This is a genomic window from Actinocorallia lasiicapitis (genome assembly GCF_054778695.1).
Genome location: NZ_BAAGZI010000064.1, coordinates 1 through 21511, shown reverse-complemented (window position 1 = coordinate 21511; position 21511 = coordinate 1). Strand labels below are relative to the sequence as shown.

Below are 21511 nucleotides of genomic sequence, written 5' to 3'. Positions count from 1 at the left end.
AGGATCACCAGGATGCCGGTGATGAGGATCTGGTAGATCGAGGGGACGCCCATGAGCTGGCGGCCGTTGGCGGTGACCGGGATGGTGGCGGCGGCCTGGTGTGTGGGGCTCGGGCTGGCCGTGTTGACTACGGTGACGCTGGTGGGGTGGGTGGCGGCGCCGCGGACCGGGTTGGGGGGCGGGCTGCCCGGGGTGTTCCGGACGGCCGTGAACTTCTGGCTGGTGGCGCACCACGCGGGGTTCTCTGTGCCCAGCGGGCGGGTCGGGATGCTGCCGCTCGGGCTGATCCTGCTGCCCGGCGGGCTGCTCTACCGGAGCGGCGGATGGATCATCGGGGCGGCCGAGAAACGGTACCGGCGGCGCGTGGGCGTCGTGCAGGTGGCGCTGCTGCTGGCCGCGCCCTACGCGACGTTCGCGGTGCTGCTGGCGCTGGTGGCCCGCACCGAAGAGCTGAAACCTTCGGCCTGGCAGGCGTTCGTGGCGTGCTTCTCACTGGCGTTCGTGGCCGGAGGGCTCGGCGGGGCGCGGGCGATCTCCGCGTCGCGCGGGAAGGTGCGCAGCGGGTTCGGGGCGCTGCTCCGGCTGCTGCCCGACCGGGCCCGATCCGTGGTGATGGGGCTGCTCGGCTCCGTCGCCGTGCTGGTCGGAGCCGGGGCGCTGCTCGTCGGGGCGTCGCTCGCCGTGCACTTCCGGGAGGCCGCCGACGTCTACTCGCTGCTCGCGCCCGGAGTGATCGGCGGCGGGCTGCTGACGCTCGTCGAGATCGCCTACCTGCCGAACGCGATCATCTGGGGGATGGCCTTTGCCGTCGGGCCAGGGTTCAGTGTCGGCGCGGGGACGAGTGTGTCACCCACCGGTGTGTTCCTCGGCGCGCTGCCGTCGTTCCCGCCGCTGGCGGCGCTGCCCGCGCCGGGCCCTGCCCCGCTCCTCTCGCTGCTGGCGCTGCTCGCGCCGTTCGTGGCGGGGGCCGTCGGCGGGACTCTCGTGGTCCGGTCGATGCCGAGCACCCTGCCCGAAGCGGCCCCGCTGTGGGGATTCGTCGCGGGGGCGTTGACGGGCGTCGTCACCATGATCCTGGCGGCGCTGTCCGGCGGGCCGCTGGGCGGCGGCAGGATGGCGACGATGGGGCCGTCACCCTGGCAGATCGGCCTGCTCACGGCCCTCGAAGTGGGCCTGGCGTCGGCGTGCGCCGCGTGGATCGCCAACTGGTGGCTGTTGCGGGACCGGCCCGCGCGCCCCGCCCGTCCCGAACGTCCCGAGCGTCCGAAGAGCAGCCGTTTCAGCAGGCCGAAGCCGGAGCCCGTCGTCCAGGAACCGGCCGTCGCGACGCCCCCGGCTCCGCGCCGCGCCCCCGCCGACGATCCGTTCGCGTTCGTTGAGTCCGAGCCGATCCTGCGCCGCCGCGATCACTGACCCGGCGGCGCGGGGACGTCAGAACCAGCCGCGGTACTGGTCGAAGCTGCCCGCCGGGACGTGCAGCTTCTTCTCCATCTTCGGCAGCCAGATGTCTTCGCAGTTCTTCTCGTCGGTGTTGGTGTTCGCGGTCGTCATGCACTTCCGGAACCCGGTGATCTCGTCCATCAGGTACATCGACATCCCGAACATGATCGTCGACAGGATCGCGCCGATGATCCCCAGGACGATCCCGGGCACCGCCCCCCGCACCTTGACGCCGGGCTTGCGGGCCTTGAGCCCGATCACGACGGCGGCGATCCCCACGACGACGCCCAGCGGGAGCGGGGTGCAGAAGATCGCGAGGACCAGTGAGCTCAGCCCCAGCCAGGTCGCTCTGAGCCCGGCCCGGTCGACGGTCGGGCGCTGATCGTTAACCACGGTTCTCCCAAGGAAACACGGACATCGTTTGGTGATGTCTCCAACGAATGCGCCGTTCGCGGTACCTGTTTGGGAGGAACCGCCAAGGTGCCGATAAGCTGCGGACCGGCGGAAACATCCGCCGCAGATCCGGGGGAGTACCCCTGGATCGCCGAATTCTTCCCTTCAGGAGTCCTTCAGGTGTCCGCCCGGCTCGTCGTCCTCGTCTCCGGCGCGGGGACAAACCTACAGGCGCTGCTCGAAGCATGTGCGGATCCCGCCTACGGTGCGCGGGTGGTCGCCGTCGGTGCGGATCGTCCCGGTATCGCCGGGTTGACCAGGGCGGAGGCGGCGGGGGTCCCGACTTTCGTCCTTCCGCTGGCCGATTTCGCCGATCGCGAGGCGTGGACCGAGGCGATGATCTCGGCCGTCGCCGCCCATGAGCCGACGCTCGTGGTGCTGGCCGGGTTCATGAAGATCCTCGGCCCGCGGTTCCTCGACGAGTTCACCACGGTCAACACCCATCCGGCGCTGCTGCCCGCCTTCCCCGGCGCGCACGGAGTCCGCGACGCCCTCGCCTACGGGGTGAAGATCACCGGCTGCACGGTCCACTTCGTCGACGCGGGAGTCGACACCGGCCCGATCATCGCGCAGGAGGCCGTCCCGGTCCGCTGGCACGACGACGAGGAGTCGCTCCACGAGCGGATCAAGGTCGTCGAACGCCGCCTGTACATCGAGGTGATCGGCCGGCTGTCCCGCGACGGCTGGACCGACCGCAGTGACAGACATGTCTCCATGAAGTGCAAGAGCTGTAACGAGGAAGGAACCTCCCGGTGAGCCGCATCGCCATCAAGCGCGCGCTGGTCAGTGTGTACGACAAGACGGGTCTGGAGGAGCTGGCCCGCGGTCTGCACGCGGCCGGCGTCGAGATCGTCTCGACCGGCTCGACCGCCGCGAAGATCGCCGACGCCGGGGTTCCGGTCGTCAGGGTCGAGGAGCTGACGGGCTTCCCCGAATGCCTGGACGGCCGGGTCAAGACCCTGCACCCGAAGGTCCACGCGGGCATCCTCGCCGACCGCAGGCTCGACGACCACGTCCGGCAGCTCGCCGACCTGGACGTCGCCCCGTTCGACCTGGTCGTCGTCAACCTGTACCCGTTCACCGCGACGGTCGCGAGCGGCGCGGGCCCCGACGAGTGCGTCGAGCAGATCGACATCGGCGGCCCGACCATGGTCCGCGCCGCCGCCAAGAACCACCCGTCGGTCGCGGTCGTGACTTCGCCAGGCTCCTACGCCGACGTCCTGGCGGCCGTCGCCGAAGGCGGCTTCGACCTGGCCTCCCGCCGCCGGCTGGCCGCCGCCGCGTTCGCCCGCACCGCGGCCTACGACGTGGCCGTGGCCTCGTGGTTCGCCAGCGCCTACGCCCCCGACGCGACCGCGCAGGAGACCGGCTGGCCGGACTTCGCGGCCGCCGCCCGCGAGCGGAAGGCCACCCTGCGCTACGGCGAGAACCCGCACCAGCGCGCCGCCCTGTACACCAACGGCGGGGCCGGGCTGGCCGAGGCCGAGCAGCTCGGCGGCAAGGAGATGTCGTACAACAACTACGTCGACACCGACGCCGCGCACCGCGCCGCCTACGACTTCGACGCCCCCGCCGTCGCGATCATCAAGCACGCCAACCCGTGCGGGATCGCCGTCGGCGCCGACATCGCCGAAGCCCACCGCAAGGCCCACGCGTGCGACCCGCTGTCGGCGTTCGGCGGTGTGATCGCCGCCAACCGCGAGGTCACCGCGGAACTGGCCGCCCAGCTCGACGGGATCTTCACCGAGGTGATCGTCGCCCCCTCCTACGAGCAGGGCGCGCTCGACCTGCTGCTCGCCAAGAAGAACCTGCGGGTCCTGGTCTGCGAGCCGCTCAAGCGGGAGCCGCGCGTGGAGATCCGGCAGATCTCCGGCGGGCTGCTCATGCAGTCGGCCGACGTCCTGGACGCCCCCGGCGACCTCGCCTCCGGCTGGGAGCTGAAGACCGGCACCCCGGCCTCGCCCGAGGTGCTCGCCGACCTGGAGTTCGCGTGGCGCGCCGTCCGGGCCGTCAAGTCGAACGCGATCCTGCTGGCCAAGGACGGCGCGTCGGTCGGCGTCGGGATGGGGCAGGTCAACCGGGTCGACTCCTGCAACCTGGCCGTCAGCCGGGCCGGGGAGCGCGCGACGGGCTCCGTGGCCGCGTCGGACGCGTTCTTCCCGTTCCCCGACGGGCCCGAGATCCTCATCGCGGCGGGCGTCCAGGCGATCGTCCAGCCGGGCGGTTCGATCCGCGACGAGCTGATGATCGAGGCCGCGGAGAAGGCCGGGGTGACCGTCTACTTCACGGGCACCCGCCACTTCTTCCACTAGCCCGCCGAGACGCCCCTTCCGCTGCGGCGGGAGGGGCGTTTTTGCTGATCAAGGGCGGTTTCGTGGGGCGGGGTTGGTACTCTCGCGGGGGTCGCCCCTAAGGAGTTCCCGTGCAGTACCTGCTCGCCGTGATCCTGCAGAACGTCCAGGTCTGGTCGTCCGGCCGCGAGATGATCGGCCTCGCCGCGGCCGTCTTCGCCGCCGTGCTCGCCGCCAACGCCGGCTGGACCCTCACCGACCGCCTCGTCGCCCGCCGCTCCCGCTAACGCAGCCGGGCTTCGAGGGCGGCGCGGACTTCCGGCCACTCGGAGTCGATCACCGAGTACTGGAACGTGTTCCGCACCGAGCCGTCATGCAGGATCTTGTGGTTGCGGATCTCGCCCTCGAACCGTGCGCCGAGCCGGGCGATCGCGTTCTGCGAACGCTCGTTGCGCGAGTGCGTGTGCCAGGCCACCCGGATCGCGCCTAGGTCGTCGAACGCGCGCTTCAGCAGCAGCAGTTTCGCCTCGGTGTTGACGCCCGTCCTGTGCCACTTCGTCCCGATCCAGGTGTAGCCGATGGCCAGACCCCGATGGGCGAGGTCGTAGTACGAGGTCGTGCCCGCGACCTCGCCGGTCCCCGCGTCGAGCTGGACGAACGGCACCCGCTCGCCCTTCTCGTGCTGCTCCAGGGCCTTCTCCACGAGCACCACCATCTCGGCGACGTTCCGCGGCTGCGGGTCGCTCAGCCACGTCCAGACGTCCGGGTCGCGGCCCGCCTCGAACAGCCCCTCCGCGTGGTCCACCGCGAGGGGTTCGAGCCGTACGTGGCGGCCGGTCATCACGGGGCGATCGCACCAAGTCACCCGCACGAGTCTAGATCGGCACGCCTGGGTGGTCCGACCACCTTCGGCGGGGCTGTAGAGTTTTCCCTGCGTCCACGGACGCGAGGCCCCTTTAGCTCAGTCGGCAGAGCGTCTCCATGGTAAGGAGAAGGTCTACGGTTCGATTCCGTAAAGGGGCTCCACGCTCCAGAAGGCCCCTGTTCGGGGCCTTTTCTGTTCGTCCCCGGAAACAGATGAGGGCAGCACGTTGACCGCACAGATTCTCGACGGCAAGGCCACCGCGGCCGAGATCCGCGCCGACCTCAAGCAGCGCGTCGCCGCCCTGAAGGACCGCGGCGTCGCCGTCGGCCTCGGCACCGTGCTCGTCGGCGACGATCCCGGCAGCCAGTCGTATGTGGGGATGAAGCACCGCGACTGCGCCGAGGTCGGCATCGAGTCGATCCGCAAGGACCTGCCCGCGGACGCGACGCAGGAGCAGGTCGAGGCGGCCGTCGCCGAGCTGAACGCCGATCCGGCCTGCACCGGCTACATCGTGCAGCTTCCGCTGCCGAGCCACCTCGACGAGCAGCGCGTCCTCGAACTGATCGACCCCGACAAGGACGCCGACGGCCTGCACCCCGTCAACCTGGGCCGGCTCGTGATGATGAAGCCGGGCCCGCTGCCCTGCACCCCGAAGGGGATCGTCGCGCTGCTGCGCCGCTATGACGTCCCGCTGGACGGCGCGGAAGTCGTCGTCGTCGGCCGTGGCCTGACCGTGGGCCGTCCGCTGGGCCTGCTGCTGACGCGCCGCGCCGAGAACTCGACGGTCACGCTCTGCCACACCGGCACCCGCGACCTGGTCCGCCACACCCGCCGCGCCGACATCATCGTCGCCGCCGCCGGCGTCCCCGGCCTGATCACCGCCGACATGGTCAAGCCCGGCGCCGCCGTCCTCGACGTCGGCGTCTCCCGCGTCGACGGCCGACTGGCCGGCGACGTCTCCTTCGCCGTCACCGAAGTGGCCGCCTGGGTCGCCCCCAACCCCGGCGGCGTAGGCCCCATGACCAGAGCCATGCTCCTCTCCAACGTAGTAGAACGCGCCGAACTCTCCTGATGCGCGTCGATGCGCCCTTTGAGGGGGATGAGAAGGGGACTTTGCTGGGGTTTCTTCGGTTTCAGCGGGAGACTCTGGTGATGAAGTGTGAGGGGCTTGGTGGGGAGGAGCTTCGGCGGCGGGCTGTGGAGCCGTCGGGGCTGTCGCTGCTCGGGCTGGTGCGGCATGTGGCGGAGGTCGAGCGGGACTGGTTCCGGAACGACTTCGCGGGGGAAGGGGCCGCGCGGCTGTGGGGAGACGGCGGCGGGCTTGAGTGGGACGTCGACGGGGCCGACGTGGACGAGGCGTTCGCGGCCTGGCGTGCGGAGATCGCGTACGCGGACGAGGTGATCGGCGGGACGGAGCTCGGGGCCACGGGGCGGACGCCCGACGGGCAGGTGTTCTCGCTGCGGTGGCTGGTCTGCCACATGATCGAGGAGTACGCGCGGCACAACGGCCACGCCGATCTGCTGCGGGAACGGATCGACGGGCGGACCGGGGAGTAGTGCGCCGGGCCCGGCCGCTGGAGGCGGCCGGGCCCGGGTGCCCTTGGGGGCGGTCAGCTTGCCCTCCCGTGGGAGGCTCCGTCAGCTGGCGCGCCTCGTCATCGGGGCTCTGGGGGTGTAGCCAGCCGCTGCCGGGCGGCGTGGCTCTGGGGTGGCGGCCGGGGAGCGCTGCTGCTGTTGCGGCACATGGACCGGCGGCAGCGGGCGGACCAGGCCCATGGCGATCACCTCGTTGGCGAGGCGGGTACGCCGGTTCACGCCCTCGGGGACGCGGAACTTCTGGTAGAGCCGGAGGAGGTGCTGTTTCACAGCGGCCTCCGTCACGACCAGATCGGTTGCTATCTCGCGTGCCGTCGCGGGCGCGACGAACGCCTCGTCGGAAAGTGCCGGGCGGCACAGGGACGTCAGGACGTCGATCTCTCTCCGGGTGAGCTCCGGGGCGACCTGGCGCTTCAGTTCGGTCTCCGGATCCACCTCCTCGCGGGGGATGCCCCCGAGCCGGCCTCGGGCCGACCCGAACGCGACGACGTCTCCGTCTTCGAGGACTCTTCGGGCGATGGGACGTCCGTTGACCCTGGTCCCGTTCCGTGAAAGCCCCATGTCGACGACGTACACGTAAGGCCCGCGCCGTACGAGTTCGGCATGGAAGCGGGACACGCTCGGATCCTCCAGACGGATGTCCACCCCCTTCCCTCTGCCGACCGTCGTGACGTCGGGACGTAGCGGCACGACCATGCCGCTGTCCTCGATCCGTATGAACGGCCCCTCCACTGTGGTTCCTCCCACTCAGTTAGCGACCCCTGTCGTCGGAGTTACCCGGCCCGTACCCGGGGACAATCCTGCTACCCGTGGGTAGGAATTGGAGCGGCAGTGGGTTTGCGTTGGAAAGCCACGGGTCCGCCGTAAACTTCGTACGTGACCACAGGTGACCGTCCAGGGCGGATGGAGCAGGGGAGCGGCCGGCGGGTCAACCGCCGCCGAAGGACCGTTCCCACCTCCAAGAAGACCGATGTCCAGGGTTGGTCAGCGCAGTGGCCCTACCTCGTCGTGCTGACGGCGCTGATCGTGGGCTTGCTCACTTGCTGGAGCAGCTACAAGGCGGGCGCGCTGCTGATCTCCGCGGGGCTTCTGTTCGGGGCCGGCGCGCGGTTCGCGATGCCCGAGAGCCGGGTCGGTTTCCTCGCGACGCGGCGCCGCTGGCCGGATGTGATCACCATGGCCGTTCTTGGTCTCGGCATCGGTGTTCTCGCGCTGATCACCAAGGCAACTTGACCGAAACAGGGGGGAGAGGTCTAGACCGCTCCCTGCCACCGGCTACGCTTTCCAGTTGAGCCTTACAAAGGTCCGCAGTGCACGGAAAGGGACAGCCACTAGCAATGCCCAAGATCAAAGTAGAGGCGCCCGTCGTCGAGCTCGACGGCGACGAGATGACCCGGATCATCTGGCAGTTCATCAAGGACCAGCTGATCCTTCCGTACCTGGACGTGGACCTGAAGTACTACGACCTGGGCATGGAGAACCGCGACGCCACCGACGACCAGGTGACGATCGACGCGGCCAACGCGATCAAGAAGTACGGCGTGGGCGTCAAGTGCGCCACGATCACCCCGGACGAGGCGCGCGTCGAGGAGTTCGGCCTCAAGAAGATGTGGAAGTCCCCGAACGGGACCATCCGCAACATTCTCGGCGGCGTGATCTTCCGCGAGCCGATCATCATGCAGAACGTTCCGCGGCTGGTGCCGGGCTGGACCCAGCCGATCGTCGTCGGCCGGCACGCCTTCGGCGACCAGTACCGCGCCACTGACCTGAAGGTCCCGGGCGAGGGCACGCTCACCCTGACCTTCACCCCCAAGGACGGCTCCGAGCCCATCGAGCTCGACGTCTACGACTTCCCGGGCGCCGGCGTGGCCATGGCCATGTACAACCTGGACGACTCGATCCGCGACTTCGCGCGCGCCTCGTTCCGGTACGGCCTCGACCGCAACTTCCCGGTCTACCTGTCGACCAAGAACACGATCCTGAAGGCCTACGACGGCCGCTTCAAGGACATCTTCGCCGAGGTCTTCGAGACCGAGTTCAAGGCGGAGTTCGACGCCGCCGGCCTCACCTACGAGCACCGCCTCATCGACGACATGGTCGCCGCGGCGCTCAAGTGGGAGGGCGGCTACGTCTGGGCCTGCAAGAACTACGACGGCGACGTCCAGTCCGACATCGTGGCGCAGGGCTTCGGCTCGCTCGGCCTGATGACGTCCGTGCTGCTGACCCCGGACGGCCGCACCGTCGAGGCCGAGGCCGCGCACGGCACCGTCACCCGCCACTACCGCCAGCACCAGGCGGGCAAGGCCACCTCCACGAACCCGATCGCCTCGATCTACGCGTGGACCCGTGGGCTCGCCCACCGCGGCAAGCTCGACGGCACCCCCGAGGTCACCGCGTTCGCGGAGGCGCTCGAGGCCGTGTGCGTCGAGACCGTCGAGGGCGGTCAGATGACCAAGGACCTGGCCCTCCTGATCGCGCCGGACGCCCCGTGGCTGACCACGGAGGAATTCCTGCACGCTCTGGACGTCAACCTCCAGAAGAAGCTCGCCGTCTAGGGAATCCAGGCGACGGCCCACCCATCAGGCGGGACGTAGAGCACAAGTGCCGCGCACCTCACGAGGGGGCGCGGCACTTTTGCGTATCCGGGGGCGATAGCCTGGCAGACGCAGTATCTCGATAACGAGAGATTCGCCCATCCCTGCCTGCCTGGAGAGTTCGCCATGTCCCGCACTCCCGTCAACGTAACCGTCACCGGCGCGGCCGGTCAGATCGGGTACGCGCTGCTGTTCCGCATCGCGTCCGGCCAGCTGCTCGGCGCGGACGTGCCGGTCAAGCTGCGCCTTCTGGAGATTCCGCAGGCCGTGAAGGCCGCCGAGGGCACCGCGATGGAGCTCATCGACTGCGCGTTCCCGAACCTCGTCGGGATCGACATCTTCGACAACCCCACCGACGGCTTCGCCGGCGCGAACGTCGCGCTGCTGGTCGGCGCCCGCCCCCGCACCGCGGGCATGGAGCGCGGCGACCTGCTGTCCGCCAACGGCGGGATCTTCGGCCCGCAGGGCAAGGCCATCAACGACGGCGCGGCCGACGACATCCGCGTCCTGGTCGTCGGCAACCCGGCCAACACCAACGCGCTGATCGCGGCGTCGTCGGCGCCGGACGTCCCGGCCGAGCGGTTCACCGCGATGACGCGCCTCGACCACAACCGCGCCCTCGGCCAGCTCTCCCTGAAGACCGGCGTCCCGGTCTCGGAGATCTCCAAGGTGACGATCTGGGGCAACCACTCCGCCACCCAGTACCCGGACATCTTCCACGCCGAGGTCGCCGGCAAGAACGCCGCCGAGCTGATCAACGACGAGGCGTGGCTGGCCGACAGCTTCATCCCGACCGTCGCCAAGCGCGGCGCGGCGATCATCGAGGCGCGTGGCGCTTCGTCGGCCGCCTCCGCGGCGTCCGCGGCGATCGACCACGTCTACTCGTGGGTCAACGGCACCCCCGAGGGCGACTGGGTCTCCGCGGCCATCCCCTCCGACGGCTCGTACGGCGTCCCCGAGGGCATCATCTCCTCGTTCCCGGTCACCTCGGTGGACGGCAAGTGGGAGATCGTCCAGGGGCTGGAGATCAACGAGTTCTCCCGTCCGCGGATCGACGCTTCCGTCGCCGAGCTCATCGAGGAGCGCGACGCGGTCAAGGCCCTCGGCCTGATCTAAGCCTGCATGCGAAAGCCCCGGCCCGCCTCGCACGGCGGTCCGGGGCTTTTGCTTCTGTCCAGGTCTGGGTGGGTTACTTCGGGGTGCCGTCGGCGGTGAAACCGTGCCGGTCGAGACGGCGTTCGCGCGCGTCCGGGCTGCCGGGCAGGACCGCCGACGACAGCGCGATGACGGCCAGGAACAGCAGCACGTACAGGTACTGGCCGCCGTAGAACTCGTCGAAGACCGGGGCACCGCCGCGGATCGAGGCGTACGCCGACCAGATCACGTACGTCACGGCCTGCGACGTGATCAGCAGCGCCAGGTTGTTCCACGTGCTGTGGTACCGGCTGTTGAGATCGGCGAGGGCCCAGGCGCGGTAGTCGTCCGGGAGCGGCTTGTCGAGCAGCCGGTACCGGAACCAGGCCAGAAGGGGCGGACGCTGCGGTTTCACTTCACTCCGGGGGTCGAGACGGCGTTCCCGGAGTTTACGGGCAGCTCAGGCACGATAACGCCACCCCTGCGGCGTGACCTCGATCGGCGGTAGCCCGTCCAGCGATGTCCCGTCCTCCGCGAACCCGTGCTTCTGCAGAATCCGCCGCCGCCGGATGCGGTTGGCCCAAGGGAAGGGGACGAGGATGCACACGGTGATGAAGGCGAGGTAGTAAGACAGGTAGGGGAGTGGGACGCCGAGCTGGAAGTGGAGGCGGTGGTCCAGCACAGAGTTGAGCACGGTGGGGAGGAAGAACAGGATCACCTGCACAGGGAGATTTGTGGCGATCATGGCCCGTTGCGAGGCGAAGCGGCCGAGGACATCGTCGCGGACCCAATACCGGCACTCGTAAGGGACCCTTTTCTCACCCAGGCGGTAGGCGAGCCAGTGGAGGAAGGACGGCCGGTCGAGGAGACGGGCACGGCGGGCACCGCGCAGGACGTCCCAGATCTCCGCCCGGGTGGGACGGGTCTGGCCGGGCGCCGAGCACTCCAGATACGTCGCCAGCAGCTCCTCGCCGCGGACCTCCCGGTACCGCGGCGGGTAGGCGCGCAGCAGCCGCCGGAGCCGCCGCTCGTACACCGTGCCGGGGATCATGACAGGCCCAGCTGGGGACGGGGCGCGAGGCGCGTCCGGGCACGTTCGGCGAGCGCGGTCAGCCGCTCGGTCTCCGCGGTGACGGCGTCGCCACCGGGCGGGGTGAGCCGGTAGTAGCGCCGGAACCGCCCGTCGACGACCTCTTCGTGATCGAGCGCGATCAGCCCTTCCCCGGAAAGCCGGTCGAGCGCCGAGTACAGGGTCCCGGGCCCGAGCCGCACCCGCTCATCCGACAGCTCCCGGACGGCCGCGATGATCCCGTACCCGTACAACGGCCCTGCCACGAGGGCCAGCAGGATCAGATAACTCTGCTCCCGCATCGGCTTCACTTGCATCCCGAACATATATCGCTAACCGACACATATCGTCCACCCGGTTCCCGCCCCCAGTACTCCTCACCCCAACACCCACCCAACGAGCGTGTCGCACCCAAATGATCACAACGTGTCATCGGTAGCCTGCGCCCCCTACCCACTTGTGACTACCCCAGGGTGTGGATAACTCAATGCGCCGCCGCACGTCCCTGGCCTCCGCCTTCCTCGGAGCCACCCTCCTCACCGCCACCTTCCCCACCCCCGCCCAAGCCGCCCCCACCCCCACCACGCCCCCGAACATCAACCCCACCCAAACTAAGCCAACCCCGACCGCCCTTCACGACCCGAAGCCCGCAGTGAGCGCACCTCAGAAGGGCGAGGCCGAAACCGCCGAAAGCGCGAACGGTCCTGGCCAGGGCGCCGATGGCAGGAAGACCGCAGCGAACGCACCTCAGAAGGGCGAGGCCGAGCGGACCGGACGCGAGCGCGGCGCGGGCTTGCCTGGTCAGGGAGTCGGCGGCCCGAAGGTCGCGAAGAAGACTCCGGTCGAGGACGGGATCGCGGGTGGGGAGCGGGCGGTGTTGGGGGTTGGGTTCGGGGTGGGGGCCGGGAGGGTGCGGCAGGGGGACGGGGTGTTGTACACGGCGCGGGTGCGGAATTCGGGGGCGGTGCGGGCTGAGGGGGTGAAGGTCGTCGTGGAGTTGCCTCGGGGGGTGGGGCTGCTCGGGGCGTCGGACGAGGCGTGTGTGGAGCGGGGTGGGGGGCTGGTCTGCACGGTCGGGCGGCTGGGCGTGGGGGAGAGCTGGGATGTGGTCATCGAGGGGATGGTGAAGGGCGGGGCTGAAGGGGTGCTGGTGGGGCGGGCCCAGGCCGTCGCCGGGAACGCGGAAGGGGCCGGGGCCGAGGCGCGGATCTCGGTGAAGGCGGGGACGGATCTCGCGGTCCGGCTCCAAGCGCCGAAACGGGCTCTTGCCGGGGAGCGGTTCGTGATGGTGGCGCGGGTCGCCAACCGGGGGGCGGTGGCGGCGCGGAAGGTGCGGCTCGCCGTCGGCACCGAGCGGGCGAGGATCGTCGCCCTCGACGGCTCCTGCCGATCCCGCGGCGACGAGGGACGGTGCGAACTCGGCCGGCTCAACCCCGGTGAGAGCGTCGAACTCCGCATCGGGGTGATCGTGGACTCCGACACGCGCGGAGTGATCGGCAATTTCGCGGCCACCGCGTCCACCGAGCTCGGCGACACCGCGCCGGAGAACAACACGGCCGTCGCCCTGGTCGAAGTGGTGCGCCCCGCCGAACCCCTGGGGGAGATGCTCCCCGCGACCGGCGCCGACCCCAAACCCCTGACGGCGCTGGCGTTCCTGCTGCTCGGCGCCGGTGCGCTGCTGCGGCGGCTGGGCCGAACTCACGGCGGCCTTATATGATCTTGCGCTAGGGTTTTGCCCCTCTTGCATCGATGTATGGGGGTACCTTATGCGGCTCGCCGCAGGCTTGATCGCGACCGGGCTCGTCCTGGGGACGGCGGCCGCCGCTGAGGCCAAGGCCCCGCCGCCCCCGCCCGTCGCGCCGCCGGGCAGCGTCCCCGGCCTGGACGTCAGCTACTGGCAGGGCGAGAACGTCGACTGGCAGGACATCGCGAACAAGGGCGCCAAGTTCGCGATCATCCGCGCGACCAGGGGCACCAGCGGCAAGGTCAACGACGCCGGCCTCTACACCGACCCCTACTTCCAGCAGAACGCCCAGAATGCCCGCAATGTCGGCATCATCCAGGGCTCGTACCACTTCGCCACCCCCAACCGGACGACCGGCGCCGTCCAGGCCGATTTCTTCATCAACAACGGCGGCGGCTGGACGCCCGACGGCAGGACCCTGCCCGGCGCCCTCGACATGGAGACCGACCCGGCCAACACCTCGCTCCCCAAGGTCGACGGCCTGCGCAAGGACTGCTACAACATGACCCCCCAGGCGATGATCACCTGGATCCGGTCGTTCAGCACCCGCTACTTCCAGCGCACCGGCCGCTACCCGCTGATCTACACCAACCAGTCGTGGTGGAAGAACTGCACGGGCACCCCGGCCGAACCCACCGGCACCAGCGCGTTCAACCTGACCAACCCGCTCTGGGTGGCGAACTACCAGAAGCAGCCCACCCAGCCCGCGATGCCCGGCGGTTTCGCCAAGTACACGTTCTGGCAGTTCTGGAACGGCAGCCCGACCGAGAAGGGCGGCGCGAAGCCGCTGTTCCCCGGCGACCAGAACATGTTCCCCGGGACCCTCAAGGACCTCCAGACGTTCGCGTCCCGCCGCGACAAGCCCGTCGCCGACGCCTATGTCTCGGCCAAGGTCACCGCCCTGAAGAAGGGCAAGAAGGCCACCTACACCATCGTGGCGGGCAACCGCGGCCCGGACTCCGTCGGCCCGATGACGCTCAGCGTCCTGCTGCCCAAGGGCGTCACGGTCACCAAGGTCTCGGACGCCAAGTACTGCAAGAAGGTGAAGGGCGGCACCCGCTGCACCTTCCCGAAGGTCAACGCCAAGCAGTACGGCACCTTCTACATCAAGGTGAAGGTCGGCAAGAAGGCCAAGGGCACCCTGATCACCAAGCTCGCGGTGACGGTGCCGGGAGTCCTCGACCCCAAGCCCGCCAACAACCACCCCTGGCTGCGCGCCAAGGTCGGCGGCAAGGCCGCCAAGACGAAGTCCTAGCCGGACGGCTCAGGCTCCGAGCAACGGAAAAGCCCGGACGGGCCGCCAGACCCCGTCCGGGCCGAGCTCGTACAGCCAGAACTCCTCGACGTCGAACACGGCGTGGAACCCGGCCAGCTCCTTGAACGCCTTGTCCAGCGTGTGGTCGTCGACGTTGTGGGCGACCGTCACATGCGGGTGGTAGGAGAACATCAGCTCCCGCTCCAGCGGCGGCCTGCGCAGCTTCTCCTGGAGCAGCTCGCAGGGGCTGATCCCTTCGACGACCGCGACGAAGACGACCGGGGAGACGGGGCGGAACGTTCCCGTGCCGCGCAGCCGCAGCCGAAACGGCCCGGTCACCTCCGCGACGGACTCCAGATGGGCCACGACCTCGTCCATGGCGCTGGGCGGAACCGGGGTCGGCGGCACCAGCGTCACATGGGCGGGGATCTTCGTGGCCAGGGGGTCTCCCAGGAGCTCGCGCTGCCGTTGCAGCTCGGCTCCGTACGGTTCGGGGATCGCTAGGGAGACCCCGATGGTCTGGTCAGACTCCACGCCTCAAGTAGCCCACTCGTTCCCGCACGGTGTCCATGGTCCCCGCTGCTACTTCACCGGCACGTTCCGCACCCTTGGCCAGCATACGGTCGAGTTCCGCCGGATCGGCGAGGAGCTCGGCGGTCCGCTCGCGGATCGGCCCGAACACCTCCTGGGTGATTTCGGCCAGTTCCTTCTTGAGCTGGCCGTACCCGGCGCCCTCGAAATGGGTCTCCAGTTCGGTGACGGGACGTCCGCCGAGCGCCGACATGATCGTCAGCAGGTTGGAGACGCCCGGCTTGGTCTCGGGGTCGTAGACGATCTCCGATCCGGCGTCGGTGACCGCCCGCATGATCTTCTTCTTGAGCGGGCCCGGCTCGTCCAGGACGTCGAGGATGCCCTGCGGCGACGACGAGGACTTGGACATCTTCTTCTCGGGCTCCTGCAAGTCCTGGATCTTGGCCGTGGACTTGAGGATGTGGGCGTTGGGCTCCACGAAGGTCGGCCCGAACCGGTGGTTGAACCGGCCCGCGAGGGTGCGGGTGAGCTCGAGGTGCTGGCGCTGGTCCTCGCCGACCGGCACCAGGAAGTCCTTCTCGCCGATCGCGGGCGTGTACAGCAGGATGTCGGCGGCCTGCAGGACCGGGTAGGTGAACAGCCCGACGGACGCCGCCTGCGTGCCCTGCTTGGCCGACTTGTCCTTGAACTGGGTCATCCGGGACGCCTCACCGAACCCCGTCAGACAGCCCAGCACCCACGCCAGCTCGGCGTGCTCGGGCACCTGGCTCTGCACGAAGACCGTGCTGCGCGCCGGGTCGAGGCCGACCGCGAACAGCTGCGCCGCCGACCGGCGGATCCGCTGCCGCAGTATCTCGGGCTCGTAGTCCACGGTGATCGCGTGCATGTCCACGACCATGTAGAACGCCTCGTGGGTGTCCTGCAGGCCCACCCAGTTGCGGACGGCGCCCAGGTAGTTGCCGAGGTGGAAGGAGTCGGCGGTCGGCTGGATCCCCGAAAGGACCCGCGGACGGGAAGGCGCGGTTGTCTCAGGCACGGTCACGTTCCGATTCTCCCAGAAGGCTCGTCCTGCCTTACGACGTCCGCCACCGGCTCCTGGTTGGGCGCCGTGCCGGTTTCGGCCGGGATCGGGGTGACCCGGACGCGTGCGACGCGCCGCACGTCCATCAAGGTGATCTCCATCCGGTGCCGGGCGTGGACGGTCCACTCGCCCGGAGCCGGGACGTGCCCGAGCGCCGCCATCAGAAACCCGCCGACGGTCTCGTACGGCCCTTCGGGCAGCTCGATGCCGGTCTCGGCGGCGAAGTCGGCGGCGTTGGTGAGCCCGTCGACCTCGACGACCCCGTTCTGCAGGCGGAGCGCCTGGGAGTCGCCGACGTCGTACTCGTCGCGGATGTCGCCGATCAGCTCCTCGACGAGGTCCTCGAGCGTGACGATCCCGGCGGTACCGCCGTACTCGTCGATCACGATCGCGAGATGCTGCCTGGCCTTCCGCATCTCCGACATGACGGGCAGGATCCGGCGCCCGGCCGGCAGGTACATCACCTCGCGCACCACACCGGAGAGCGGCTTGCCCGACTCCATCGCCGTCGGGTTCAGCAGGTCCCGGACGTGGACGAAGCCGATGACGTCGTCGTGGTTGCCCTGGAAGACGGGGAACCGGGAGTGGGGGCTGTCGGCGACCTGGCGGCCGGCCTCGGTGAGGGGGAGGGTGGCGTCGAGGAACTCGACCTCGGTCCGCGGCACCAGGACCTCGCGGAGCTGGCGTTCGCCGGCCGCGAAGACGTCCTCGATCAGCTCCCGCTCGTCCTGGGTGATCTCGTCGTGGCCGGCGACCAGATCGCGGACCTCCTGGGCGCTGAACGGCTCCTCACGGCCCCGGCCGCGGCCCAGCAGCCAGCCCGCCAGCACCCCGGCGGGCAGGAGCAGGAGCATCAGGGCGGCGCTCACGACGCGCTCGCCCTGGAACGTACCGATCTATGGCTAGGCTTCATGTCCGAGGTGGAGTCGGGGAACGGTCGAAGGTCAATGTACTGGTTCCCCAGCAAGAGAGGCATGGAACGTGAAGCTGCTGGTCACAGGTGGAGCCGGATATATCGGCAGCGTGGTGGGCGCGCAACTGCTCGGCGCCGGGCACGAGGTCGTCGTGCTCGACGATCTGTCGACCGGCCACGCCGATGCCGTCCCGGCGGGGGCGCGGTTCGTCCAGGGCAGCCTGCGGGACGCGGCGTACGGGCTGCTCGCCGAGGGCGGTTTTGACGGCGTGCTCCATTTCGCGGCGAAGTCCCTGGTGGGCGAGTCGGTGGAGAAGCCGGCCCTGTACTGGGACAAGAACCTCGGTGAGTCGCTGGCCCTGTTCGACGCGATGCGCAGGACGGGCGTCGCGCGGATCGTGTTCTCCTCGACGGCCGCGACCTACGGGGAGCCCGAGTCGACGCCGATCACCGAGACCGATCCGACCAGGCCGACCAACCCGTACGGGGCGAGCAAGCTGGCGATCGACGTCGTGCTGACGGAGTTCGCCCGGCTGCACGGGTTCGCGCCCGTCTCGCTGCGCTACTTCAACGTGGTCGGGGCGCTCGGGCACTACGGGGAGCGGCACGCGGTCGAGACCCATCTGGTGCCGAACGTGCTGCAGGTCGCCTCGGGCGTCCGCGACAAGATCAAGATCTTTGGTGACGACTATCCGACGGCCGACGGCTCCTGCGTCCGCGACTACGTGCACGTCGTCGATCTGGCCGAGGCGCATCTGCTGGCCCTCGACGCCTGCGCCCCCGGCGACCACAAGATCTACAACCTGGGTTCGGGCAGCGGGTACTCGGTCCGCGAGGTGATCGAGGTCTGCCGGGAGGTCACCGGGCATCCGATCCCCGCGGAGGTGGTGCCACGGCGGCCCGGTGATCCGGCGGTCCTCATCGCGTCGTCCCAGAAGATCTGGGACGAGCTGGGCTGGAAGCCCGAGCACGGTCTGGCGGCCATGGTCGGCGACGCGTGGAAGTTCGTCCAGTGAGCGGGGTCTGGCACGCGCCGGGACGCGTCAACCTGATCGGCGAGCACACCGACTACAACGAGGGCCTGGTGCTGCCGTTCGCGCTGCCGCAGGGCATCACCATCCACGGCGAACGCCGCGACGACGGCCTGCTGGAGCTCCACTCGGGCAGCCGGAGCGCCACCGTCGCCCTCGACGGGCTGGCCCCAGGCAAGGTCGACGGCTGGGCCGCCTACCCGGCCGGGGTCGCGGGCGCGCTGCGTGAAGCGGGCCATGAGGTCGGCGGCGCGACCCTGCGGATCTCCTCGGATCTGCCGCAGGGCGCGGGCCTGTCGTCGTCGGCGGCGCTGGAATGCGCGACGGCCCTGGCCCTCACCGACCTGTACGGGCTGACGGTCGACCGCCACGCCCTGGTCAAGCTCTGCCAGCGGGCCGAGAACGCCTACGCGGGGGTCCCGTCGGGGATCCTCGACCAGTCGGCGTCGCTGCTCTGCCAGGAGGGCAACGCGATGCTCCTGGACTGCCGTTCCGGACTGTCCTCGCAGATCCCGCTGAACCTGGGCGACTACCGCATCCTGGTTGTCAACACGATGGCGTCGCACTCGCTGGGCGACGGCGAGTTCGCCGAGCGCCGCGCGTCCTGCGAGAAGGCGGCCGCGCTGCTGGGCGTCCCGGCGCTCCGTGACGTCAAGGATCTGCCGGCGGCTCTGGCGGAGCTCAAGGATCCGGTGCTCCGCAGGCGGGTCAAGCACGTCGTCACCGAGAACCACCGGGTGGAGGCGACGGTCGGCCTGCTCAGGGCGGGCGCGATCCCCGAGCTGGGCGCGCTCCTGACCGCGTCCCACCTCTCCCTCCGCGACGACTACCAGGTCTCCTGGCCGCAGGCCGACGTCGCCGTCGAGACCGCCTGCCGCCACGGCGCCCGCGGCGCCCGCATGGTAGGCGGCGGCTTCGGCGGCTCCATCATCGCCCTCACCCCCGAGTCCAAACTCCCCACCGTCCAGTCCGCCATCACCACGGCCTACACCGACCGCGGCTGGACCCCCCCGACCTTCCTCACCGCCACCGCGGCCCCCGGCGCCCACCGCCTGCCCTGACCGGTCAGGGGGTGGCGTCGGCGGTCATGACCTTGGTGCGGGTGGCGGTCCAGGCGGCGGCGTAGAAGGTGAGGCGGGAGACGAGGTTCATCCAGATGAGGAGGCCGATGAGGACGGCGAAGCTCGCGTAGACCGGGTTGCGGGTGACGTGGCCGAACAGGAGGGCCGCGCCGGTCTTGAGGACCTCGAAACCGACCGCGGCCAGGACGGCGCCCTTGAAGACGTGCCGCCAGTGGGCGTTGGTGCCGGACAAGCGCGTGTACAGGACCAGGAAGATGATCGTGTTGAAGATGATCGCGATCGTGGGGGAGGCGAGGAGCAGCAGGAACGAGCCCGCCTTGCTGTCCTGCAGGTGGATCAGGCTGAGGAACTGGTCGGCGAGGGACGTCGCGACGATCGTGGCGCCCACCGAGATGACCAGCATCACGCCCAGGAACAGCAGGACGAGCAGATCCCTGGCCTTGAGCAGGAAGTAGTTGCCGGCGTTGTCGGGGTCCTGGTCCCACAGGTCGCGGATCGACAGGCGGAGGCTGCCCACCCAGCCGAGCCCCGCCCACGCCAGCCCGATCAGCCCCAGCACACCGGCGCTCTGCCGCGCGGACGCGATCTGCGTCAGGTCGAGCCGGCTGGACAGCCCCGGCAGATAGTCCGACAGCGCCTCCAGCAGATAGGTCTGGAACGTGCTGCTGAACTTCAGCAGATAACCCATCAGCGCGTAGGCCAGCGCCACCAGCGGAAAGAACGACAGAAACCCGTAGTAGGTCAACGCCCCGGCGAGCTGGCTGCCCCGCTTCTCCTCGAACCGCTCATACGCGCGGGCGAGATGGTCGAACCACGGATGCCTCTCCCGGTTCTCCCGCAGCACATCGCAGACCCGGGCATAGACGCCGTCGTATCGCGCCACGATCCCGTCGATCAGCTTCACCACGGCCGGATCGTACCCCCTGCGCGCGGCTTCATCTCCCCGTCACCTGAACGCAACCTTTTGGCCGCGCGGTGTGTCTCAGTACCTAGGAGACCCCCTCCCTCCGAATCGAGGAACCACCGTGCCCGAACGACCCCTCGTCGTCGTGCCGGCGTGGAACGAAGAGGATTCGATAGCCGGGGTCCTCACCGAGCTGCACGCCGTCTGCCCAGGTCTTGAGGTGCTCGTCGTCGACGACGGCTCCCAGGACGCCACCGCCTCGGTCGCCGCCCGCCACGGCGCCACCGTCATCAGGCTCCCTTTCAACCTGGGGGTCGGCGGCGCGATGCGCGCCGGTTTCCGGTACGCCGAAAGGCAAGGCCATGACGCCGTCGTCCAGGTCGACGCCGACGGCCAGCACGACTGCGGCTACGTCGCCGCGCTGATCCGCGCCCTGGACGGCGCCGACGTCGTGATCGGCGCCCGGTTCGCCGGCGCCGGAACCTACGACGCGGGCCGCGGCCCGCGCCGGCTGGCGATGCGGCTGCTGGCGCGCAGCCTGTCCCGGCTGGCCGGCACCCGGCTGACCGACACGACCAGCGGCTTCCGTGCCGCCGGCGCGAAGGCCATCCCGATGTTCGCCGACCACTATCCGGCCGAGTATCTGGGCGACACCATCGAATCGCTGGTGATCGCGATCAGGGCGGGCTGCACCGTCCAGCAGATCCCGGTGCGGATGCGGCCGCGTTCCGGCGGCAAGGCCAGCCAGTCGCCGGTCCGGGCCGCCGCCTATCTGCTGCGGGCGGTGACGGCGCTCGGTCTCGCGCTGGTCAGACGTCGGACGGCCCTGGCGTGACCGTCTACACGCTCGGGCTGGTCGGCGCGCTGTTCGCGCTGGTGTTCATCTTCGAGATGCTGAGGCGGCGCAGGCTGCGGGAGAAGTACGCGGTGCTGTGGGTGCTGCTCGCGGTCGTGATCGTGGTGGTGGCGGTGTATCCGCCGCTGCTGGAGTGGTCGGCCGACGTCGCCGGGGTCGAGGTCCCGGTGAACCTGCTGTTCTTCGTGGCGAGCCTGGTGCTGCTGGCCGTCAACGTCCAGCTCAGTTCCGAGGTGGGGCGGCTGGAGGAGCGGGTACGGATCCTCGCCGAGGAGCAGGGGCTGCAGCGGCTCGCGTTGGAGCGGATGGCAGGGCAGGATCGTCCGGACGATCCCGGCGGACGGGACAGGGGGGAGGGGGCGGGATGACGGCGACGCTGCCCAAGCCCGCGCCCACGGTCAGGGCCGGGGCGCTGACGATGGGTGGCGGGCTGGTCCTGCTCGGGCTGTCGGCCAGCGTCTATCTGGTGGTGTCGGCGCGGGCCGTGGGGCCGGTGGCGTTCGGTGCGCTGTCGACTCTCTGGACTCTTGTCTACACGTTCGGAATCGGGGCTTTTCTCCCGTTCGAGCAGGAGCTGGGGCGGGCGTACGCGCATCGGGCGGCGCTCGGTCAGGGTGCTCGGCCGCTGGTGGGGCGGGTGGCGCTGGCGGCGGCCGGGGTGCTGGCGGTGCT

At 69.9% G+C, this 21511-nt stretch carries 26 protein-coding genes and 1 tRNA gene; 17 read left to right on the top strand and 10 right to left on the bottom strand.

What is annotated here, in order from left to right:
* The first annotated feature begins 51 nt into the window (after window positions 1–51).
* Window positions 52–1413 carry a cell division protein PerM gene (locus ACYVE7_RS10610; RefSeq protein WP_460364431.1) on the top strand — a complete coding sequence of 454 codons (1362 nt, stop codon included), beginning with the start codon at window positions 52–54 and terminating at the stop codon, window positions 1411–1413.
* Window positions 1414–1431: 18 nt separating this feature from the next.
* On the opposite strand, the gene ACYVE7_RS10605 is transcribed toward ACYVE7_RS10610, so the two are convergent.
* Window positions 1432–1833 (bottom strand): hypothetical protein, encoded by a 402-nt coding sequence (locus ACYVE7_RS10605; RefSeq protein WP_460364430.1) that lies wholly within the window; start codon window positions 1831–1833, stop codon window positions 1432–1434.
* Between the two features lie 180 nt (window positions 1834–2013).
* Here ACYVE7_RS10605 and purN point away from each other — a divergent pair, with 180 nt between their 5' ends.
* From purN to ACYVE7_RS10590, 3 genes are all read left to right on the top strand, one after another.
* Window positions 2014–2649 carry a phosphoribosylglycinamide formyltransferase gene (purN, locus tag ACYVE7_RS10600; protein WP_460364429.1) on the top strand — a complete coding sequence of 212 codons (636 nt, stop codon included), beginning with the start codon at window positions 2014–2016 and terminating at the stop codon, window positions 2647–2649.
* Window positions 2646–4205 (top strand): bifunctional phosphoribosylaminoimidazolecarboxamide formyltransferase/IMP cyclohydrolase, encoded by a 1560-nt coding sequence (gene purH, locus ACYVE7_RS10595; RefSeq protein WP_460364428.1) that lies wholly within the window; start codon window positions 2646–2648, stop codon window positions 4203–4205. Before purN ends, purH begins: the two co-directional genes overlap by 4 nt.
* Window positions 4206–4315: 110 nt before the next feature.
* Entirely contained in the window at window positions 4316–4471 is a 156-nt protein-coding gene (locus tag ACYVE7_RS10590; RefSeq protein ID WP_460364427.1) for a hypothetical protein, read from the top strand.
* Here the strand turns inward: ACYVE7_RS10590 and ACYVE7_RS10585 are convergent.
* On the bottom strand, window positions 4468–5025 hold the full coding sequence (locus ACYVE7_RS10585) for a GNAT family N-acetyltransferase (RefSeq protein ID WP_460364433.1): 558 nt from the start codon (window positions 5023–5025) through the stop codon (window positions 4468–4470). The two genes, ACYVE7_RS10590 and ACYVE7_RS10585, sit on opposite strands and share 4 nt — an antisense overlap.
* Before the next feature lie 109 nt (window positions 5026–5134).
* Between ACYVE7_RS10585 and ACYVE7_RS10580 the strand changes: the two genes are divergently transcribed.
* The 3 genes from ACYVE7_RS10580 (at window position 5135) to ACYVE7_RS10570 (ending at window position 6606) form a co-directional block, all read left to right on the top strand.
* Window positions 5135–5210: transfer RNA gene (locus ACYVE7_RS10580), tRNA-Thr, on the top strand.
* Window positions 5211–5275: 65 nt separating this feature from the next.
* Complete coding sequence (locus ACYVE7_RS10575; RefSeq protein ID WP_460364426.1) at window positions 5276–6121, top strand: bifunctional methylenetetrahydrofolate dehydrogenase/methenyltetrahydrofolate cyclohydrolase; 846 nt, start codon at window positions 5276–5278, stop codon at window positions 6119–6121.
* Between the two features lie 80 nt (window positions 6122–6201).
* Window positions 6202–6606 carry a DinB family protein gene (locus ACYVE7_RS10570; RefSeq protein WP_460364432.1) on the top strand — a complete coding sequence of 135 codons (405 nt, stop codon included), beginning with the start codon at window positions 6202–6204 and terminating at the stop codon, window positions 6604–6606.
* An 81-nt stretch (window positions 6607–6687) separates the two neighbouring features.
* On the opposite strand, the gene ACYVE7_RS10565 is transcribed toward ACYVE7_RS10570, so the two are convergent.
* The gene (locus ACYVE7_RS10565; RefSeq protein ID WP_460364425.1) at window positions 6688–7377 is read right to left on the bottom strand and encodes an FHA domain-containing protein; all 690 of its coding nucleotides are present in this window, start codon (window positions 7375–7377) and stop codon (window positions 6688–6690) included.
* Between the two features lie 171 nt (window positions 7378–7548).
* Here ACYVE7_RS10565 and ACYVE7_RS10560 point away from each other — a divergent pair, with 171 nt between their 5' ends.
* From ACYVE7_RS10560 to ACYVE7_RS10550, 3 genes are all read left to right on the top strand, one after another.
* Window positions 7549–7878: a DUF3017 domain-containing protein gene (locus ACYVE7_RS10560; protein WP_460364424.1), complete on the top strand. Its 330-nt coding sequence runs from the start codon at window positions 7549–7551 to the stop codon at window positions 7876–7878.
* A gap of 104 nt (window positions 7879–7982) precedes the next feature.
* Window positions 7983–9200, top strand: a complete 1218-nt coding sequence (locus ACYVE7_RS10555) for an NADP-dependent isocitrate dehydrogenase (protein WP_460364423.1) — start codon at window positions 7983–7985, stop codon at window positions 9198–9200.
* A 165-nt stretch (window positions 9201–9365) separates the two neighbouring features.
* The gene (locus ACYVE7_RS10550) at window positions 9366–10355 is read left to right on the top strand and encodes a malate dehydrogenase (RefSeq protein WP_460364422.1); all 990 of its coding nucleotides are present in this window, start codon (window positions 9366–9368) and stop codon (window positions 10353–10355) included.
* 73 nt (window positions 10356–10428) lie between these two features.
* Here ACYVE7_RS10550 and ACYVE7_RS10545 read toward each other — a convergent pair whose 3' ends face one another.
* The 3 genes from ACYVE7_RS10545 to ACYVE7_RS10535 are packed head-to-tail and all read right to left on the bottom strand — an operon-like array spanning window position 10429 to window position 11744.
* A complete protein-coding gene (locus ACYVE7_RS10545) occupies window positions 10429–10788 on the bottom strand; it encodes a hypothetical protein (RefSeq protein ID WP_460364421.1) in 360 nt (119 codons plus the stop codon).
* 45 nt (window positions 10789–10833) lie between these two features.
* The gene (locus ACYVE7_RS10540) at window positions 10834–11424 is read right to left on the bottom strand and encodes a DUF5313 family protein (RefSeq protein ID WP_460364420.1); all 591 of its coding nucleotides are present in this window, start codon (window positions 11422–11424) and stop codon (window positions 10834–10836) included.
* Window positions 11421–11744, bottom strand: a complete 324-nt coding sequence (locus tag ACYVE7_RS10535) for a PadR family transcriptional regulator (protein WP_460364419.1) — start codon at window positions 11742–11744, stop codon at window positions 11421–11423. Before ACYVE7_RS10535 ends, ACYVE7_RS10540 begins: the two co-directional genes overlap by 4 nt.
* A 185-nt stretch (window positions 11745–11929) precedes the next feature.
* Between ACYVE7_RS10535 and ACYVE7_RS10530 the strand changes: the two genes are divergently transcribed.
* Both ACYVE7_RS10530 and ACYVE7_RS10525 read left to right on the top strand, forming a co-directional pair.
* The gene (locus tag ACYVE7_RS10530; RefSeq protein WP_460364418.1) at window positions 11930–13159 is read left to right on the top strand and encodes a hypothetical protein; all 1230 of its coding nucleotides are present in this window, start codon (window positions 11930–11932) and stop codon (window positions 13157–13159) included.
* Window positions 13160–13208: 49 nt separating this feature from the next.
* Window positions 13209–14441 (top strand): GH25 family lysozyme, encoded by a 1233-nt coding sequence (locus ACYVE7_RS10525; protein ID WP_460364417.1) that lies wholly within the window; start codon window positions 13209–13211, stop codon window positions 14439–14441.
* Between the two features lie 9 nt (window positions 14442–14450).
* On the opposite strand, the gene ACYVE7_RS10520 is transcribed toward ACYVE7_RS10525, so the two are convergent.
* The 3 genes from ACYVE7_RS10520 to ACYVE7_RS10510 are packed head-to-tail and all read right to left on the bottom strand — an operon-like array spanning window position 14451 to window position 16922.
* On the bottom strand, window positions 14451–14975 hold the full coding sequence (locus ACYVE7_RS10520) for a 2'-5' RNA ligase family protein (protein ID WP_460364416.1): 525 nt from the start codon (window positions 14973–14975) through the stop codon (window positions 14451–14453).
* Window positions 14965–16014, bottom strand: a complete 1050-nt coding sequence (gene trpS, locus ACYVE7_RS10515) for a tryptophan--tRNA ligase (protein ID WP_460364415.1) — start codon at window positions 16012–16014, stop codon at window positions 14965–14967. Before trpS ends, ACYVE7_RS10520 begins: the two co-directional genes overlap by 11 nt.
* Window positions 16011–16922, bottom strand: a complete 912-nt coding sequence (locus tag ACYVE7_RS10510) for a hemolysin family protein (RefSeq protein WP_460364414.1) — start codon at window positions 16920–16922, stop codon at window positions 16011–16013. Before ACYVE7_RS10510 ends, trpS begins: the two co-directional genes overlap by 4 nt.
* Window positions 16923–17034: 112 nt before the next feature.
* Between ACYVE7_RS10510 and galE the strand changes: the two genes are divergently transcribed.
* The gene (galE, locus tag ACYVE7_RS10505; RefSeq protein WP_460364413.1) at window positions 17035–17982 is read left to right on the top strand and encodes a UDP-glucose 4-epimerase GalE; all 948 of its coding nucleotides are present in this window, start codon (window positions 17035–17037) and stop codon (window positions 17980–17982) included.
* A complete protein-coding gene (galK, locus tag ACYVE7_RS10500; protein ID WP_460364412.1) occupies window positions 17979–19058 on the top strand; it encodes a galactokinase in 1080 nt (359 codons plus the stop codon). The genes galE and galK overlap by 4 nt, the downstream gene beginning before the upstream one ends.
* Window positions 19059–19062: 4 nt before the next feature.
* Here galK and ACYVE7_RS10495 read toward each other — a convergent pair whose 3' ends face one another.
* Entirely contained in the window at window positions 19063–19986 is a 924-nt protein-coding gene (locus tag ACYVE7_RS10495; protein ID WP_460364411.1) for a YihY/virulence factor BrkB family protein, read from the bottom strand.
* 118 nt (window positions 19987–20104) lie between these two features.
* On the opposite strand from ACYVE7_RS10495, the gene ACYVE7_RS10490 reads away from it, so the two are divergent.
* From ACYVE7_RS10490 to ACYVE7_RS10480, 3 genes are all read left to right on the top strand, one after another.
* Window positions 20105–20818: a glycosyltransferase family 2 protein gene (locus tag ACYVE7_RS10490; protein WP_460364410.1), complete on the top strand. Its 714-nt coding sequence runs from the start codon at window positions 20105–20107 to the stop codon at window positions 20816–20818.
* Complete coding sequence (locus tag ACYVE7_RS10485) at window positions 20815–21207, top strand: DUF2304 domain-containing protein (RefSeq protein ID WP_460364409.1); 393 nt, start codon at window positions 20815–20817, stop codon at window positions 21205–21207. The genes ACYVE7_RS10490 and ACYVE7_RS10485 overlap by 4 nt, the downstream gene beginning before the upstream one ends.
* The coding region (locus ACYVE7_RS10480) for a hypothetical protein (RefSeq protein WP_460364408.1) at window positions 21204–21511 on the top strand (308 nt) is incomplete at its 3' end. The genes ACYVE7_RS10485 and ACYVE7_RS10480, both read left to right, overlap by 4 nt.